Origin of the sequence: Yersinia vastinensis, from assembly GCF_902726565.1 — a bacterium.
Classification (GTDB): domain Bacteria; phylum Pseudomonadota; class Gammaproteobacteria; order Enterobacterales; family Enterobacteriaceae; genus Yersinia; species Yersinia vastinensis.
Map to the genome: position 1 here is coordinate 493822 of NZ_CACVAF010000001.1, position 18137 is coordinate 511958.

Sequence of the window (18137 nt, forward strand, 5' to 3'; positions counted from 1 at the left end):
ACACGTTACTTTCGTGCTACAAGATCTGTTTTTTGTATTTAATATTTTTTTAATATTTTTTTCAGGATTAATTCTAGATTATAGCATCATGGTTATTAGTTTTCATGTTGATTAAGATGTTGATTTTGTTGGTTTATTTTAATGGCTTGCAGGTGGTTACTATATCAGAGGGGAAAAGTGTTCTTTCATTTAAGTTTTGTGTCTATATGGGATTAAAAGAACATTAAAATTGAGTTTTAAAATAAACTTAATGAAGTGTTATTGTTGGTTTGGACATTACTCTAAGTAAACCGAGAATATTTCCTAGAAAATAATCATGATGAATTAGTCTTTTTATTTATTAAGAATTACAATGAGAGTATTAGTAGACTATTTTTCTTAATTAAATATAGAATATTTCCTAGAAAGAAATTTTAGCTCTGTGTTTATATTTAGATGCTTGTGATGCTGCAAATTACAGAGGGAGAGGGAAGTACCCGAATCACTTACCGGAGTAAGCTCATCGGGATTGACTGCAACTTTAATTTTTTTGGGGAGGCGAATTACGCTTTTTTATCCGCTAAACGAACTTCAATCGCATCCATCAGCATACCTGTGATAGAAACGTCCGGGAAGGCAGCTTCAATTTCGCGAATGCATGTTGGGCTGGTGACGTTAATTTCAGTCAAACGATCACCGATGATATCCAAACCGACAAAAACTAAGCCCTTCTGCTTTAGAACGGGGGCCACGGCACGAGCAATTTTCCAATCGCTTTCGCTCAGTGGACGAGCTTCACCACGACCACCAGCGGCCAGATTACCCCGGGTTTCACCTTGAGCTGGGATACGTGCCAAGCAATATGGGACTGGCTCGCCGTCAACCACTAACACACGCTTGTCGCCTTCTTTAATAGCAGGCAGGAAGTTTTGCGCCATACAGAAGCGGCTACCCAGTTCAGTCAGAGTTTCAATAATGACGGATAGGTTTGGATCATCTTGTTTCACGCGGAATATAGATGTACCGCCCATACCATCCAGAGGTTTAAGGATGATATCGCCGTGTTCCTGATGGAATTTGCGGATATGGTCTTTACTGCGGCTAACCAATGTATCTGGGGTCAGTTCTGGGAACCATGCAGTAAACAGTTTCTCATTACAGTCGCGCAGGCTCTGTGGCTTATTTACCACCAATGTACCTTTATCTTCTGCGCGCTCCAGAATATAGGTGGCGTAGATGAATTCAGTATCAAATGGAGGGTCTTTACGCATCAAAATGACATCAAGTTCATGCAGTGGCAGGTCTTGTTCTGTGCCAAAGCTGAACCAACTTTCTTTGTCTTGCTTCACACTCAGCAGGCGGGTTCGGGCGCGACCATCGCCACCACGCAGATAAAGGTCACCCATCTCCATGTAATGCAGTTCCCAACCACGCTTTTGTGCTTCTAATAACATGGCGAAGCTGGAGTCTTTCTTAATATTAATGGACGAGATTGGGTCCATTACGATGCCGAGCTTGATCATTCTTCTCTCCTAATGGGAACAAAATTTATCCCAGATCGCCAAACCGCACCTGCAAAGCAGTGATGGCGGTAAGGGCGGTAGTTTCGGTACGCAGGACGCGTGGTCCTAGCAGGATATCAGTAAATCCAAGGCGCGAGGTCATAGCAATTTCATCACCAGAGAGACCGCCTTCCGGGCCTATCAATAGACGTACTTTGTTAAGTGACGAGGGGAGGGTATTGATGCTGTTGCTGGCGCGTGGGTGCAGGTTAAGTTTCAGACTGTCATCTTGCTCTGCACACCAGTCAGATAGCTGCATGGCTTCGCGAATTTTCGGGACAGTATTGCGCCCGCATTGTTCGCAGGCGGCGATAGCAATTTTCTGCCACTGCTGAATTTTCTTCGCCAAGCGTTCGCCATCAAGTTTTACGCCGCAGCGCTCAGAGAACAGTGGTGTGATGACATTGACACCCAGTTCAATAGATTTTTGAACCGTAAACTCCATTTTCTCCCCACGGGAGATAACCTGGCCTAAATGCAGATTTAAAGGGGATTCACGATCTTCTACCTGCCCCTCTGCCAGCCGGACAATCAGGTTTTTTTTATCAACCCGGATAATTTCAGCCGCAAAAACCTGATTACTGCCATCAAATAATTGCAGACTTTGCCCTTCGCCCATTCGCAGAACGCGGCCGACATGATTCGCCGCCTCATCGCTGAGTGCCAGTTCAGTATTGGCCTGCAAAGGCTGCGGATGATAGATGCGGGGTATTCGCATGAGTGACGTCCTGAAACGAAAATATTGACCAGTATACTAGATTAGCCTTTTTGCTGCTGGCAAGCCTGTTGTACATAAGGGTTATGATTCCCTTGCGCTTTTGCTACTCGTTCATCGCGTTGGCATTCCCAACGAGTGACTGGGTACTGGCGATCCCAGATTTCAAATAGCTTGCTTTGCTGCTTGGACAGACGCAATTGATATTGATCGCGCATATAAAAATAAGTCCGTGCTATAGCCCCACGCGCACGTGCTGGAGGTTCTGCCTGCTTATTTTTGAAATCGACTTTCATATCACATTGGCCATATTGACCATTGCCACCATTCCATTGGGAATACATGAAGTTATTGCGATCACCATTTACTTCACCAATAGCGGGTTGCAGATTATGCAAGTCAGTCTCTATCTGGCGATAGACGGGATCTTTAGCGCAATTCTTGCGCCCGCCTTGTTGCCAGCATTGACGCTGGTGGCCAAATTGCCAAGCCGGAACCACATGTTCCCATTCAATCCGTGCCGCACGTTGTGCATTTTTTCTCGGTTGATAGCCGCAACTCTTTAGATCGGGTATGCCTTTTTTACCTTGCCAGTTAATCTTGCATCCACAATAAAAGCTACCGGGTGCATCGCGATTAATTTTTGCGGCGACGGCCTTGGCTTGGGAAAAGTTATTGATGCTCTGGCTGTAGCTTGTGGGGGTAAATAGTGGGGAGGATAAAACCAGCAGGAATAGAAGTTTGCGTAACATGTCTCAAAACAGCCCGATAATGAAAAGCAGGCAGGTTATAGACAATGGCAATAAATGGCAAGTTAACATGCTGTTTTATAACAAATAACATTAATATCTAACAGCTTTTCACGACCACGAACTGTAGTTTTTCACCACAATGACGGCAACGGTATTCACTCTCACCGCGTTGCACTTTATTGTGGCGACGAATAGTCAGAGCGTGTTGCTGACACTTGCATTGATAATTAAAGGTTTTGCTACGCACAGAGGCGACTTCAAACTGATGGGTACGGCTAGCCGGGACTTGCAGTACTTGTTCCATCATCCAACGCCACTCTTTACCGTGGGGAGCCACGCGACCAAACTGACGATAAACCAGCAAGTGCGCCAGCTCATGGGGTACAACTTCATCAATAAAAGACTGTTGATTTTCCAGCAGTAAAACCGGATTGAGGCGAATTTCAAAGGATTGCAGATAGGCGCTACCCGCGCTGGTGCCACGTTGATGATAGTTGATTTTTGGCTCAGGGTAGTCGGTGCCAAGATGCTGGTTTGCCAGCTGTAATTTATGGCGCAGACAGCGCATAACTGCTTGCTGTAACGCGATGGGGATTCTTCGTGAACTCATATTGCGGAAGAATAAAACGGCAGATATCCAGATGCAAGCCAGCAGAGAGAACTATTTTTAGTTGATCATTATATTAAAATATATAATATAAATATATATATTGAATATAAATGTCAGGGATACTTATGGATGGCGATAAAGAAATCAGTGTAGACCTGATGCGGCAAGCGGCCGGGCAAGCTTGTGATGTGCTACGCATATTGGCAAATGAGGATCGGTTGCTATTGCTATGCCAACTGAGCCAGGGAGAAAAAGCGGTGGGTGAATTGGAAGCGGCATTAGGTATTCACCAGCCAACACTGTCACAGCAGCTTGGTGTACTACGCAGTGATGGGCTGGTAAACACTCGCCGCGAGGGAAAACGAATTTTTTATTCAATAGCTGATAATAACATTCTGGCTCTGCTTGAAGTGCTTTATCGGCTTTACTGCCCGCAAGAGAAGGAGGGCGTATGACTATCGATTGGGCTAACTTTACCCCTTATAGTGCACTGGCAGGTGGGGCAATATTGGGGATCGCAGTGACCCTCTTATTACTCTGGAATGGCAGAATTGCCGGTATTAGTGGCATTTTAGGCGGCTTGTTACCACCAAAATCCGAGGATATCTCTTGGCGCGTCACTTTCATCATCGGCCTGATTATTTCTCCTTTTATCTATTCACTTTTCACCGTGCTACCCGCAATCCAGATTGAGGCTGATTTCCCTACTTTGATAGTGGCAGGATTATTGGTGGGGATCGGAACCCGCTATGGCGCAGGCTGCACCAGCGGACATGGCGTTTGTGGCTTGGCGCGTTTTTCATTGCGTTCACTGGTAGCAACACTCAGTTTTATGTTTACCGGCTTTCTCACTGTATGGCTTGTTCGCCATTTATTCGCTTAGTCGATAGGCTAACGTAGGAAGGGAATATGAATTTACTTTTCTCATTGGTCTCTGGGCTGATTTTTGGGCTAGGTTTGATTATTGCGGGTATGGCAAATCCGGCGAAAGTGCTCGGTTTTCTGGATATTGGAGGTCTGTGGGATCCTTCGCTGGCATTGGTGATGGCTGCTGCGGTCGGGGTGGCAACCATAGGTTTTACTTGGGCCAAAAAGCGTCAAACCAGTTTGCTGGGGCAGCCTCTCCAGTTACCCACTGCGACTCATATTGATAGGCGGTTAATCTCGGGGAGTTTACTGTTCGGTATCGGTTGGGGACTGGCGGGGATATGCCCAGGGCCGGCCTTGGTGTTAGTGGGGGCAGGGATGTTCAAAGGCATTATCTTTGTCGCAGCAATGCTGACAGGGATGGGAATATTCAGTGCGATTGAGCGCTATCGTCGATATCGCTAACGTAACTCATCAACTATGTGAGTGATAAAAAAACCCCGCAGAGCGGGGTTTTTGCACGTTTAATGGTGGTGCGAAAACTTATTTCAGGCCAGCAGCATCACGCAACAGTGCGGCTTTGTCGGTTTTTTCCCAAGGGAAGTTTTCACGACCAAAGTGACCATAGGCTGCGGTTTCGCGATAGATCGGGTGCAGCAGATCCAGCATTTCAATTAAACCATATGGACGCAGATCGAAGAATTCACGTACCAGCGCAGTGAGTTGATCTGCTGGGATCTTCTCAGTACCAAATGCTTCCACCATGATGGAGGTTGGCTCTGCCACGCCGATGGCGTAAGACACTTGAATCTCACAACGATCCGCCAGCCCTGCGGCGACAATATTCTTGGCAACATAACGAGCAGCATAGGCGGCTGAACGGTCAACTTTGGATGGATCTTTACCTGAGAATGCACCGCCACCATGACGAGCCATACCGCCGTATGTATCAACGATAATTTTACGGCCTGTCAGACCACAGTCACCCATTGGGCCGCCGATAACAAAACGACCAGTTGGGTTAATAAAGTATTTGGTCGATGCAGTAATCCACTCAGCAGGCAGAACCGGCTTGATGATTTCTTCCATTACCGCTTCATGTAAATCTTTCTGATTGATATCTTCTGAGTGCTGAGTTGACAGCACTACCGCGTCGATACCAACAATTTTTCCGTCGTCATACTGGAAAGTCACCTGACTTTTGGCATCCGGGCGCAACCATGGCAATGTCCCGTTTTTACGCACTTTAGCCTGACGTTCAACCAAACGGTGAGCATAAGTAATAGGCGCAGGCATTAACACGCTGGTTTCGTTGGTGGCGTAACCGAACATCAAACCTTGGTCACCCGCACCTTGTTCCCGTGGGTCTGCACGGTCAACACCTTGGTTGATGTCAGGAGACTGCTTACCAATTGCGCTCAACACAGCACAAGAGTTCGCATCAAAACCCATCTCAGAATTTACATAACCGATTTCGCGCACGGTACGACGGGTGATCTCTTCGATATCAACCCATGCGTTAGTGGTGACTTCGCCACCAACCAATACCATACCCGTTTTGACATAGGTCTCGCAGGCAACACGTGCTTTTGGGTCTTGTTCAAGAATTGCGTCAAGTACCGCATCTGAAATTTGGTCCGCGATTTTATCAGGATGCCCTTCAGAAACGGATTCTGACGTAAATAGGTGTTTAGCCATTATTTTCTTTACCTTGAATACAAGTGAAAAGTCACTGCATAGCATTGAAGCCAGGCAACAGAAACCCAAGTCTGAGCAGGTTATTGCTGCATTGCGCTTTACAATGCCCCTTTAGGCAAAGCCTTTAGCAGTCTATCTATATTAAGAAACCTGATGTGTTTATGGCACAAGAGGCATTCTAGCAATTAAAATGTATGGATGTATTAACATCTGGACGTCTATTTTAGGTCAGCTTTCCCCATTAATGCCAGCCCTTTTTGCATCAAGATATTTCTCACTTTGGTTGTCGCTTGATTTATTTACCGCTTGATACAGTTACGGGTCATTTTCATTTTGCATTTTGCCCGCGTTATAGGTATAAACTGCGCGCGCAGCTTATTTGATATGCAATGATGAAGATGGCAGAAGATGACATTCGCTCATTGTGAGGTTTTCGGTGTTTTGCGCTGAGTGATGGGGCCATCAACAATGGGCCAGGATCGCAGGTAAACACTGATACGGCAGCGTCATCGAACTGTTACCTAAATTGTCTATTCTATTAAGTCTTGTCCGTTCATCATGAGCGGCTTGCGTGGAGGTGGTTGGATTAATGATCCGTTGTCTACTGGTTGCTGCACATCAACAGCTACGTCGTTCTGACGTTCAATCTCCCCTTGCAACCTTCCTTTCTTGTACGCCATCAACCCGATGTTATACCCACATGGGTGCAACTCAGGATTCGCGGGCGGGTTAATTACTGCCTGAAGCACTGAATCTGGCTGGCCTGGCGACTTTGCGGCTAATCTGATTCACAAAATCTCAATACGTATTTACAGTCCAACGTATTCTTCATTTAAACGTGTTTTACCCTGTTTGGGTAATGAATAGCTGAGTGATAACTGCTTGTGGAGTGCGCTTTTCAGCGCAATATCCTGCCATTTTGGCATTCACGCGGGTTGTCCTTGCTGGTTGTAGCTGCGATAGTAGCTGACTTTATCGTCAGTATCGCAATAGAGGCGAATTATGTCTGATGATAACTTGATTGACCGTCCGTCAGCTGCGGGCGCACATATTTCTTTACGCTCCATGCAGGAGGTTGCCATGAATGATCGTAATGCCAGCAAGATGCTGAGCACGTATAACGTCGCCCATTGGGGTAACTACTATTATGACATCAATGAACTGGGTCATATCAGTGTTTGCCCTGATCCGGATGTCCGTGAGGCACGTGTCGATCTGGCGCAACTGGTCAAAGATATGCAGAAGGATCGCGGGCAGCGCTTGCCAGCGTTATTCTGTTTCCCGCAAATTTTGCAACACCGTCTGCGCTCAATTAATGGTGCGTTTAAACGTGCGCGTGAGTCGTTTGGTTATGAAGGTGATTACTTTTTAGTTTATCCCATTAAAGTTAACCAACATCGGCGGGTTATTGAGTCATTAGTTAATTCTGGTGAGCCGTTAGGGTTGGAGGCGGGCTCTAAAGCGGAAATGATGGCCGTTCTAGCGCATGCCGGTATGACTCGCTCAGTTATCGTTTGTAATGGTTATAAAGACCGTGAATATATCCGTCTGGCGTTGATCGGCGAAAAACTGGGCCACAAGGTTTATCTGGTCATCGAAAAGATGTCAGAAATCAAAATGGTACTGGAAGAGGCCGAGCGTTTGAATGTTGTACCACGCTTGGGGGTTCGCGCACGTCTGGCGTCACAAGGTTCTGGTAAATGGCAGGCCAGTGGTGGCGAAAAATCCAAATTTGGTTTATCAGCCACTCAAGTATTGCAGCTAGTTGATATGCTGCGTGAAGCTAACAGCCTCGAAAGTCTGCAATTATTGCATTTCCATTTGGGTTCACAGCTCTCGAACATTCGTGATATTTCCACCGGTGTGCGTGAATCTGCCCGTTTCTATGTGGAACTGCATAAACTGGGTGTCAATATTCAGTGTTTCGATGTGGGCGGTGGTTTAGGTGTGGATTACGAAGGGACACGCTCACAATCCGATTGCTCAGTTAACTATGGCTTGAATGAATATGCCAACAACGTTATCTGGGGGATTGGTGATGCTTGTAATGAGCACGGTTTACCGCATCCAACCGTCATTACGGAATCGGGCCGCGCAGTCACCGCGCACCATACGGTGCTGGTTTCCAACGTGATTGGGGTGGAACGTAACGAATTCACTGAACCTCAACCACCCGCTACTGATGCGCCACGTGCGCTGGAAAGCCTGTGGGATACTTGGCTGGAAATGCAAGAGCCAGAAAATCGTCGCTCGCTACGCGAATGGCTGCATGATAGCCAGATGGATTTGCACGATGTTCATACTCAATATGCTCATGGCATGTTGGAACTGACCCAACGCGCTTGGGCTGAAGAACTGTATTTGAGCATTTGTAATGAGATTCAAAAGCAACTGGATCCAAGCAATCGTGCACACCGGCCAATCATTGATGAGCTGCAAGAACGTATGGCTGATAAGCTGTATGTCAATTTCTCGCTGTTCCAGTCAATGCCGGATGCATGGGGTATCGACCAACTCTTCCCGGTCTTGCCACTGGAAGGGTTAGATAAGCCACCAGAGCGTCGCGCCGTCTTGCTGGATATCACTTGTGATTCCGATGGCACCATTGACCATTATATTGATGGTGATGGGGTGGCAACCACTATGCCAATGCCGCCGTACGATGCAGAAAATCCGCCACTTTTGGGCTTCTTTATGGTTGGGGCTTATCAGGAAATCTTGGGCAACATGCACAACTTATTCGGTGATACCGCCGCAGTAGATGTGTATGTCTTCCCTGATGGCACTGTTGAGTTTGAACAGACAGACGAAGGCGATACCGTCGCGGATATGCTGGAATATGTTCAACTGAACCCAGAGAAACTGCTGAAACAGTTCCATGATCAAGTGAAAGAAACGGATCTGGATACTGAGCTGCAAGCCCAGTTTATGGAAGAGTTCGAATCTGGCTTGTACGGTTACACTTATCTTGAAGATGAGTAACCCTTAGCGTCTGACTCAATATCAATAAAAGGGCAAACTTCGGTTTGCCCTTTTTGTTTATGCCACCGCTGGCGATTAGCTGAATTTGGCACACACTCATAGTAGTGAGTTCAATTTTGGCATGCTGCATGTGGGGAGTGTTTCTATGGGGTGGGTCAACGTATGCAAAGCATCGTATGTTAAACCGGATTCGCCTTTTTCAGCGAGTGTCGGCGATAAACGTATTGGAATTTATATTATTGATGGTGAATATTTTGCGATGGATGATGTTTGTCCTCATGCTAATGCGTTACTCAGCCCCGGTTTTTTTGATGAGGGCACTATTGAATGCTTATTGCATGGTGCGGTGTTTGATGTGCGAACAGGCAAGTGTTTGCGAGAGCCAGGTGATCGCGATTTGCAAACCTACCCAGTACGCGTAGACACCGGACAGATTCAGGTTGATGTCGCTGAAAGTGAGTGAAGCAGGGAAATGAAAATGCCTGCACTGAGCAGGCACAGTGAATCAATACTAATGAAGTTTACTGGCCACTGGCAATGCGCTGACGGATATGGTCGGCCCGAGCTTGTGAGGATGGATGATCATCGAACATGCTACTGGAGCGTCCTGCTTCCATAGTCGCCAGTTTTTCGAAGCTGGTGACCAAGCCGTTTGGATCAATGCCCTGTTTTTTCAGTAAATCGAATGAGTAGTCATCCGCTTCGCTCTCTTGCTTCTGGGAGAATTGAGCATTTACCAATTTCTCACCAATATCAGCCAACTGAGATTGCGAAAGTTGGCCTGCAACGCCACCTGCGGATGCAGCGGCAGTGCGTAGGGCGGTAGTCCCATAGGCTACTTGCATCGCTTTACGGGTGTGACCTAATGCCACATGGCCCATTTCATGGCCGAGCACCCCTTCCACTTCATTATCTGTCATCATATCCATTAGGCCGCTATAGACACGGATGCAGCCATTGGCCATTGCCCACGCATTGACATCTTTTGTGACGTAAACTTTATAGTTGGCTGGCGTACCATTGATATTGTCACCTAAGGCCGCTGAGATTTTTGCCAAACGTTGACCGTAGGCACTATCTGCGGAGGCTATTTGAGCTTTTTGATCCATTTCCGCGCAAGATTTCTCACTGAGGTTTTTTACATCAGCATCACTCAGTGTTGCCGCCTGAAATGCTTGCGCACCAGATTGCATCAAGCCATCAGTATTCATGTTTTGGCAGCCACTCAGTAAGGCTGTGAGGCTCAGTGCAATCATGGAAGTACGAATTTTCATAACACTTTCATCCTGTGGTTATGCGATTTTTATCATGGGATAGGGTCGTTCGACCTGTGACGACAACGTATTAATTGCTGTTATCTATTCATGGCTAGGGCTTAAAACCACTATTACATTCTCCTCAACTATTGCATTAATAGCTGTTGAAACGCCTGCGGTTGTTCTACTCTGTCGGCAATAGGTCTTGCCCGAAATCGTTGTTGCAACGTAGGATTTATACTGGTTTGTTTGCAAAAACGAGCACTTGTGGCCCAGCGTGAGTTTAACTCGCTCATCTGCGGCTAAAAACGCAGCGAGGTTAACGCGCCTTGGGCGTTACAGCTATAGCTTTTGTCTGAAAATCAGCAGATTCCATTAGCCATTAATATGGAAGTTATAGCTCATTTGGTTTTAGTGATTGCCGTTTCAATGCTGAGTCTGAGAAAATGGTAAACTTGAACGCTTTTTTTAATCCGACCTGGAGTAAAACATGTCCTCTCGTAAAGAGCTTGCCAACGCGATCCGCGCACTAAGCATGGACGCCGTGCAAAAAGCGAATTCCGGCCACCCCGGCGCCCCTATGGGCATGGCAGATATTGCCGAAGTTCTGTGGCGTGATTACCTGAACCATAATCCGACCAATCCACACTGGGCAGATCGCGACCGTTTCGTCTTGTCGAATGGTCACGGCTCCATGTTGATCTATAGCTTGCTGCACCTCACTGGCTATGATCTGCCAATGGAAGAACTGAAAAACTTCCGCCAGTTGCACTCTAAAACGCCAGGTCACCCTGAATATGGTTATACCGCAGGCGTAGAAACAACCACTGGCCCATTGGGTCAGGGCATTGCTAACGCAGTAGGTTTTGCCATTGCAGAACGTACTTTGGGCGCGCAGTTTAACCGTCCAGGTTTTGATATTGTCAATCACCGCACCTATGCCTTTATGGGTGACGGCTGCATGATGGAAGGTATCTCCCACGAGGTGTGCTCTCTGGCGGGTACCATGAAGCTGGGTAAACTGACCGCTTTCTATGATGACAATGGTATCTCCATCGACGGTCACGTTGAGGGGTGGTTTACTGATGATACCGCTGCCCGTTTCGAAGCATACGGTTGGCATGTTGTTCGTGGTGTTGATGGCCATAACGCTGATGCTATCAAAGCCGCTATCGAAGAAGCCCGCAGAGTTACCGACAAACCATCATTGCTGATGTGCAAAACCATTATTGGTTTTGGTTCGCCGAAAAAAGCCGGTACTCATGACTCTCATGGCGCACCATTAGGTGCTGATGAAGTTGCAGCAACTCGTGAAGCATTAGGCTGGAAATACCCAGCGTTTGAAATTCCACAAGATATTTATGCTGCGTGGGATGCCAAAGAAGCAGGCAAGGCTAAAGAAGCCGCTTGGAACGAGAAGTTCGCCGCTTATGCTAAAGCACATCCAGAACTGGCTGCTGAATTCAAACGCCGCGTGAGTGGTGAGCTGCCAGCTAACTGGGCAGCTGAATCCAAGAAATTCATCGAAGAGTTACAAGCCAACCCAGCCAAGATTGCTAGCCGTAAAGCATCACAAAATGCGCTGGAGGCTTTCGGTAAAGTCTTGCCAGAATTCTTGGGTGGCTCTGCTGACTTGGCACCCAGTAACTTGACTATCTGGTCTGGCTCTAAATCACTGAGCGATGATCTGGCAGGTAACTACATTCACTACGGTGTCCGTGAATTTGGTATGTCTGCCATCATGAACGGTATCGCATTGCACGGTGGTTTTATTCCTTACGGTGCAACCTTCCTGATGTTTGTGGAATATGCCCGTAACGCAGTACGCATGGCTGCACTGATGAAAATCCGCAGCATCTTTGTTTACACTCATGACTCAATCGGTCTGGGCGAAGACGGCCCAACCCATCAGCCAGTTGAGCAGATGGCGAGCCTGCGCGTCACACCAAATATGAGCACTTGGCGTCCATGTGACCAAGTTGAGTCTGCGGTAGCGTGGCAGTACGCGTTGGAACGTAAAGACGGCCCAAGTGCCCTGATCTTCTCCCGTCAGAATCTGGCACAACAGCCACGTACTGCTGAACAGTTAGCCAACATTTCTAAAGGCGCTTACGTGCTGAAAGATTGTGCAGGCCAGCCAGAATTGATCTTTATTGCGACCGGTTCTGAAGTAGAACTGGCGGTTGCAGCTGCAGACCAACTGACTGCCGCAGGTCGTAAAGTTCGTGTTGTCTCTATGCCATCAACTGATGCATTCGACAAGCAAGACGCGGCTTACCGTGAATCTGTATTGCCATCTGCAGTGAGCGCTCGCGTTGCGGTAGAAGCGGGTATTGCTGATTATTGGTACAAATATGTTGGCCTGAATGGCGCGGTTGTGGGCATGACCACCTTCGGTGAATCTGCTCCTGCGGAATTGCTGTTCAAAGAGTTTGGGTTCACCGTAGAAAATGTGGTGGCAAAAGCTCAAGCGTTGTTGAAATAAGCCACAACGTGACCAACACATGCTGTAGCTTTACGTAAGAAGCTATAGTCGGGTGTAAATGGTGATGATAATCCCGGTAATACACCTGTTAAAAGACTGCTTCGGCAGTCTTTTTTTTCGCCAATTGATGGATGAATTGTGCCCTTTATCAGGGATATATTCCTTTTATGATTAGTTTGGTTTATTCTGGCTGAAGCGTTTCAGTCATAATTCAATTTCTATTTCAGCACATTTCGCTGAGGAAAAAGCCGGATGTATTCTGGCTGAATTGTGATAAGACGATTAACATCTTAGGGTGCGCTGAAGTACGCTATGGGGTTGCATGATAATAACCAGAAACAGGAAGTAACATGACAATCCGTATAGCGATAAATGGCTTTGGCCGAATTGGCCGTAGCGTTTTACGCGCATTGTATGAATCAGGTCGCCGGGCAGAGATTTCAGTCGTTGCTATTAATGAGTTGGCTAATGCAGAAGGAATGGCCCATCTGTTGAAGTATGACTCTAGCCATGGGCGATTTGCTTGGGATGTTCGTCAGGAATGCGACAAATTATACGTCGGGGACGATATTATCCGGCTGATACATCAGCCAGAAATTGGGCAGTTACCCTGGGGTGAGTTAGGAATTGATGTCGTTCTGGATTGTAGCGGCGTGTATGGTAGCCGTGCTGATGGTGAGGTGCATTTAACCTCCGGTGCCAAAAAGGTACTGTTTGCCCATCCCGGTGGCCATGATTTAGACGCTACAGTGGTTTATGGTGTTAATCATCAAGATTTACAGGCAGAGCATCGAATTGTTTCCAACGCTTCCTGTACCACGAACTGTATTATTCCTATTATTCAGTTGTTGGATGTGGCTTATGGCATCGAGTCCGGCACTGTCACCACCATTCATTCATCAATGAATGACCAGCCCGTTATTGATGCTTATCATCAGGATTTACGCCGTACCCGGGCAGCCAGTCAGTCAATTATTCCGGTTGATACTAAACTGGCGGCAGGGATTACCCGCATATTTCCGAAGTTTTGCGACAGGTTTGAAGCAATCTCGGTGCGGGTACCAACCATCAACGTCACCGCGATCGATTTAAGTGTCAGCGTGACAAGCCCGGTTGGCGTGGCTGAGGTTAACCAGCTTTTGCAAAAGGCAGCAAGAGGTTCATTTCGTGGTATAGTTGACTATACGGAATTACCATTGGTGTCGACCGATTTTAACCATGATCCGCACAGTGCGATTGTTGATTGCACCCAGACGCGGGTGAGTGGGCAGCACCTAATTAAGACGCTGGTATGGTGCGATAACGAATGGGGTTTCGCCAATAGAATGTTGGATACGACATTGGCGATGGCCAGAAGTGGTTTCTAGTATGGCATGCTAACACATTGTTTTTCCGTGATTTATTGCGGTTTCATCAACGGTTGGTGTGCAGCTTATGCAACTTTAAAGAGAATCAACAAGAGGATTCACCATGTCTGTAATTAAGATGACCGATCTGGATCTGGCTGGCAAACGCGTGCTGATCCGTGCGGACCTCAATGTTCCGGTAAAAGAGGGCAAAGTGACTTCAGATGCGCGTATCCGTGCATCTCTGCCGACAATTGAGGCAGCACTGAAGCAAGGCGCTAAAGTAATGGTTACTTCTCACTTGGGTCGCCCGACCGAAGGCGAGTACAACGAAGAGTTCTCCTTGCTGCCAGTCGTTAACTACCTGAAAGACAAATTGTCTGCTCCGGTACGTCTGGCGAAAGATTATCTGGATGGCATTGAAATTGCAGCTGGCGAGTTGGTTGTTCTGGAAAACGTTCGCTTTAACAAAGGCGAAAAGAAAGACGACGAAACTCTGTCCAAGAAATATGCCGCACTGTGTGATGTGTATGTGATGGATGCTTTTGGTACAGCTCACCGTGCTCAGGCTTCTACTCACGGTGTGGGTAAATTTGCGCCTATCGCCTGTGCCGGCCCGCTGTTGTCTGCCGAGTTGGAAGCATTAGGTAAAGCACTGGGTAACCCAGCGCGTCCAATGGTCGCCATCGTTGGTGGTTCTAAAGTTTCGACCAAACTGACTGTACTGGGTTCACTGTCTAAAATTGCAGACCAGCTGATTGTCGGTGGCGGTATCGCCAATACCTTTGTTGCCGCGCAAGGCAACAACGTAGGTAAATCTCTGTATGAAGCAGACCTGATTCCAGAAGCTAAACGCCTGCTGGAAACTTGCAATATCCCAGTTCCTACCGATGTTCGTGTTGCTACCGAGTTCTCTGAAACAGCCACTGCGACACTGAAACCAGCTAACCAAATCAAAGATGACGAGCAAATTCTGGATCTGGGCGACGAGTCTGCGGAACGTCTGGCTGAGATCCTGAAAAACGCCAAAACCATTCTGTGGAATGGCCCGGTTGGTGTGTTCGAGTTCCCTAACTTCCGTAAAGGGACCGAGATTGTGGCGCGCGCCATCGCAGAGAGCGAAGCATTCTCTATCGCAGGCGGCGGTGACACTCTGGCAGCAATCGACTTGTTCGGCATTGCTGACCAAATCTCTTACATCTCTACCGGCGGCGGCGCTTTCCTTGAGTTCGTAGAAGGGAAAAAACTGCCAGCGGTTGTGATGCTGGAAGAGCGCGCTAAGCAGTAATTTAGATAACGGGGGGCGAAAGCCGCCCGTTTCGCTTTTAACTCACCGCCTGCTGGCGTGAGTAGTGTAAAAACCGATTTACATTTAGGGCCTATCCTCCCGGATAGCTGCTATCTTCAGTCGACGAAACAGGACAACTTACATGTCTAAAATTTTTGATTTCGTAAAACCAGGTGTCATCACAGGTGATGACGTACAGAAAGTCTTCGCAGTAGCAAAAGAAAACAAATTTGCTCTGCCTGCGGTTAACTGTGTCGGCACCGACTCTATCAACGCAGTGCTGGAAACAGCAGCCAAAGTGGGCGCACCCGTTATCGTTCAGTTCTCTAACGGTGGTGCAGCATTCATCGCAGGTAAAGGCGTGAAGACTGACGTGCCACAAGGTGCTGCAATTCTGGGCGCTATCTCTGGCGCACACCATGTACATCAGATGGCTGAGCATTACGGTGTTCCTGTTATTCTGCATACCGACCATTGCGCCAAGAAATTGCTGCCATGGTTAGACGGCTTGTTGGATGCGGGTGAAAAACACTTTGCTGCCACTGGCAAACCACTGTTCTCTTCTCACATGATTGACCTGTCCGAAGAGTCTCTGGAAGAAAACATTGAAATCTGTAGCAAATACCTGACTCGTATGTCAAAAATCGGTATGACGCTGGAAATCGAACTGGGTTGTACTGGTGGTGAAGAAGATGGCGTGGATAACAGCCATATGGACGCATCTTCTCTGTATACTCAACCACAAGACGTTGATTATGCGTACGAAAAACTGAACGCTATCAGCCCACGGTTCACCATCGCTGCCTCTTTCGGCAACGTACACGGTGTTTACAAACCAGGTAACGTGAAACTGACCCCAACGATTCTGCGTGACTCTCAGGATTATGTTTCTAAGAAACACAATCTGCCGCATAACAGCCTGAACTTCGTGTTCCACGGCGGTTCAGGTTCTACTGCTGCTGAAATCAAAGAAGCAGTAAGCTACGGCGTAGTGAAAATGAATATCGACACCGATACCCAGTGGGCAACATGGGAAGGTATTCTGAACTACTACAAGAAGAACGAAGGCTATCTGCAAGGCCAACTGGGTAACCCAGAAGGTGCTGACAAGCCGAACAAAAAGCATTACGACCCACGTGTGTGGTTACGTGCTGCTCAGGTAAGCATGATCGCTCGCCTAGAATTGGCATTTAAAGAACTGAACGCAATCAACGTACTGTAATTCAGTTTTTTGCCATACGCTTAAAGGCCCCTCTGGGGCCTTTTTACATTATTATCGGATACATCGATTAAGTCACATTCACAATATTCATCTTTAAATATGATTCAATCATTCTCTTTCTAAGTGCTATTGACATATAAAACACAAGGAGGTGTTGATGGATTTCATATATTCATGATTATTCTGTTGTTTTGAATTATGAACCGGAACAAACAAGAATAATCCTATAATTCCTTCTTTTTAAGTGCTAAGGCAATAATTAACGTGCTGAGATAGATAACCTATTACATGGTTTCTTTTTTTATCGATTTAAGAGGAATAACTATATGGAAGAGCTGAATGTTGTTGACGGTATTAATGAAGCGACAGTTTGGTTGGTGGATAATAAGGATTTATTAATCATATATATAGTTAATATTCTGATGGCATTGCTTATTCTGATTATTGGTGTCATTGTCGCAAAAGTTGTTTCAAATTCAGTTCAAAGAATGATGAGTGCCCGTGGTATCGATTCTACCGTTGCTGATTTTATTGCTGCAATTGTTCGATACAGTATTCTGGTCTTTACCTTTGTTGCAGTATTAGGCCGCCTCGGTGTTCAAACCACCTCAGTTATTGCTGTTATTGGTGCCGCAGGTTTAGCGGTCGCACTCGCTTTGCAGGGATCACTCTCCAACCTTGCTGCCGGGGTATTATTAGTGACATTCCGGCCATTAAAGGCAGGAGAACAAGTCGATCTGGGCGGTGCTGCCGGGACAGTTGTTCAAGTACAAATACTATCGACAACATTGCGTGCTCCCGATGATAAAATTATAGTCGTGCCAAATAGTAAAATAATCGCCAATAATATAATTAATATCAGCAGGGAGCCTAATCGTCGTACCGATATGATGATTGGAGTAGCCTATAATGCAGATATAGATCTGGTGAAAAAAGTGCTGGGAGATATTATCTCTGCAGATGTTCGAATTATACATCAGCGTGGCGTTATTGTTAGATTACATGAAATGGCAGCTTCATCACTTAATTTCACTGTCAGAGTTTGGACGGCCAATGTGGATGCTATGCCGGTTTACTGGGATCTGATGGAAAATTTCAAACGTGCATTGGATGCCAATAATATTGGCATTCCTTATCCGCAGATGGATGTACATTTACATTCAGTAACATCGACGGCGCCGGAATAAACTTCAGTCTGTTATTGCTCAGTTGTTGATATCTGAATAACACGGGAAATTCAGTGGTTAGCCATATTCAAATTTATTTTTGAATTGGCTTTTTTGTTTTCATGCCTTGGGGATACTACCGTTAATCCCCTATTAATTATCATGATATAAAATATTATTCGTTACCCTCGCCAGATTGTTCGCTAAAC

The 18137-nt window shown here is 46.6% G+C and carries 17 protein-coding genes; 11 read left to right on the forward strand and 6 right to left on the reverse strand.

Annotated features, from left to right (window positions below):
- Positions 1 to 542 precede the first annotated feature (542 nt).
- The 4 genes from gshB to HUZ92_RS02225 all read right to left on the reverse strand — a co-directional run bounded on the left by gshB (position 543) and on the right by HUZ92_RS02225 (position 3618).
- Entirely contained in the window at positions 543 to 1502 is a 960-nt protein-coding gene (gene gshB / locus HUZ92_RS02210; protein WP_050097969.1) for a glutathione synthase, read from the reverse strand.
- 25 nt (positions 1503 to 1527) lie between these two features.
- Positions 1528 to 2259: a 16S rRNA (uracil(1498)-N(3))-methyltransferase gene (gene rsmE, locus HUZ92_RS02215; protein WP_128451592.1), complete on the reverse strand. Its 732-nt coding sequence runs from the start codon at positions 2257 to 2259 to the stop codon at positions 1528 to 1530.
- A 41-nt stretch (positions 2260 to 2300) separates the two neighbouring features.
- Positions 2301 to 3008 carry a deoxyribonuclease I gene (gene endA, locus HUZ92_RS02220; RefSeq protein ID WP_050140239.1) on the reverse strand — a complete coding sequence of 236 codons (708 nt, stop codon included), beginning with the start codon at positions 3006 to 3008 and terminating at the stop codon, positions 2301 to 2303.
- Between the two features lie 97 nt (positions 3009 to 3105).
- A complete protein-coding gene (locus HUZ92_RS02225; protein ID WP_050097972.1) occupies positions 3106 to 3618 on the reverse strand; it encodes a SprT family zinc-dependent metalloprotease in 513 nt (170 codons plus the stop codon).
- A 125-nt stretch (positions 3619 to 3743) separates the two neighbouring features.
- Between HUZ92_RS02225 and HUZ92_RS02230 the strand changes: the two genes are divergently transcribed.
- From HUZ92_RS02230 to HUZ92_RS02240, 3 genes are read left to right on the forward strand one after another with little or no spacing between them, the layout of a single operon-like run.
- Positions 3744 to 4073 (forward strand): ArsR/SmtB family transcription factor, encoded by a 330-nt coding sequence (locus tag HUZ92_RS02230; protein WP_050097973.1) that lies wholly within the window; start codon positions 3744 to 3746, stop codon positions 4071 to 4073.
- A complete protein-coding gene (locus HUZ92_RS02235) occupies positions 4070 to 4501 on the forward strand; it encodes a YeeE/YedE family protein (RefSeq protein WP_145579858.1) in 432 nt (143 codons plus the stop codon). The genes HUZ92_RS02230 and HUZ92_RS02235 overlap by 4 nt, the downstream gene beginning before the upstream one ends.
- A gap of 26 nt (positions 4502 to 4527) precedes the next feature.
- Entirely contained in the window at positions 4528 to 4950 is a 423-nt protein-coding gene (locus HUZ92_RS02240; RefSeq protein WP_050097975.1) for a DUF6691 family protein, read from the forward strand.
- A gap of 78 nt (positions 4951 to 5028) precedes the next feature.
- Here the strand turns inward: HUZ92_RS02240 and metK are convergent, their stop codons facing one another.
- Positions 5029 to 6183 carry a methionine adenosyltransferase gene (metK, locus tag HUZ92_RS02245; protein WP_050097976.1) on the reverse strand — a complete coding sequence of 385 codons (1155 nt, stop codon included), beginning with the start codon at positions 6181 to 6183 and terminating at the stop codon, positions 5029 to 5031.
- A 589-nt stretch (positions 6184 to 6772) separates the two neighbouring features.
- Here metK and HUZ92_RS02250 point away from each other — a divergent pair.
- The 3 genes from HUZ92_RS02250 (at position 6773) to HUZ92_RS02260 (ending at position 9628) form a co-directional block, all read left to right on the forward strand.
- Positions 6773 to 6916, forward strand: coding sequence for a hypothetical protein (locus HUZ92_RS02250; protein WP_155409025.1), 144 nt, complete (start codon positions 6773 to 6775; stop codon positions 6914 to 6916).
- Between the two features lie 269 nt (positions 6917 to 7185).
- The gene (gene speA, locus HUZ92_RS02255; RefSeq protein ID WP_050097978.1) at positions 7186 to 9165 is read left to right on the forward strand and encodes a biosynthetic arginine decarboxylase; all 1980 of its coding nucleotides are present in this window, start codon (positions 7186 to 7188) and stop codon (positions 9163 to 9165) included.
- 145 nt (positions 9166 to 9310) lie between these two features.
- Positions 9311 to 9628: a non-heme iron oxygenase ferredoxin subunit gene (locus HUZ92_RS02260; RefSeq protein ID WP_050097979.1), complete on the forward strand. Its 318-nt coding sequence runs from the start codon at positions 9311 to 9313 to the stop codon at positions 9626 to 9628.
- Between the two features lie 58 nt (positions 9629 to 9686).
- On the opposite strand, the gene loiP is transcribed toward HUZ92_RS02260, so the two are convergent.
- Positions 9687 to 10439, reverse strand: a complete 753-nt coding sequence (gene loiP / locus HUZ92_RS02265) for a metalloprotease LoiP (protein WP_050097980.1) — start codon at positions 10437 to 10439, stop codon at positions 9687 to 9689.
- Between the two features lie 472 nt (positions 10440 to 10911).
- Here loiP and tkt point away from each other — a divergent pair, with 472 nt between their 5' ends.
- The 5 genes from tkt to mscS all read left to right on the forward strand — a co-directional run bounded on the left by tkt (position 10912) and on the right by mscS (position 17949).
- Entirely contained in the window at positions 10912 to 12906 is a 1995-nt protein-coding gene (gene tkt, locus HUZ92_RS02270; RefSeq protein WP_145579859.1) for a transketolase, read from the forward strand.
- 350 nt (positions 12907 to 13256) lie between these two features.
- On the forward strand, positions 13257 to 14273 hold the full coding sequence (gene epd, locus HUZ92_RS02275; RefSeq protein WP_050097982.1) for an erythrose-4-phosphate dehydrogenase: 1017 nt from the start codon (positions 13257 to 13259) through the stop codon (positions 14271 to 14273).
- Between the two features lie 103 nt (positions 14274 to 14376).
- Entirely contained in the window at positions 14377 to 15540 is a 1164-nt protein-coding gene (gene pgk, locus HUZ92_RS02280; protein WP_050140243.1) for a phosphoglycerate kinase, read from the forward strand.
- Between the two features lie 142 nt (positions 15541 to 15682).
- Positions 15683 to 16762, forward strand: a complete 1080-nt coding sequence (fbaA, locus tag HUZ92_RS02285; protein WP_050097984.1) for a class II fructose-bisphosphate aldolase — start codon at positions 15683 to 15685, stop codon at positions 16760 to 16762.
- A gap of 326 nt (positions 16763 to 17088) precedes the next feature.
- Positions 17089 to 17949: a small-conductance mechanosensitive channel MscS gene (gene mscS, locus HUZ92_RS02290; RefSeq protein ID WP_145579860.1), complete on the forward strand. Its 861-nt coding sequence runs from the start codon at positions 17089 to 17091 to the stop codon at positions 17947 to 17949.
- Positions 17950 to 18137: the final 188 nt, after the last annotated feature.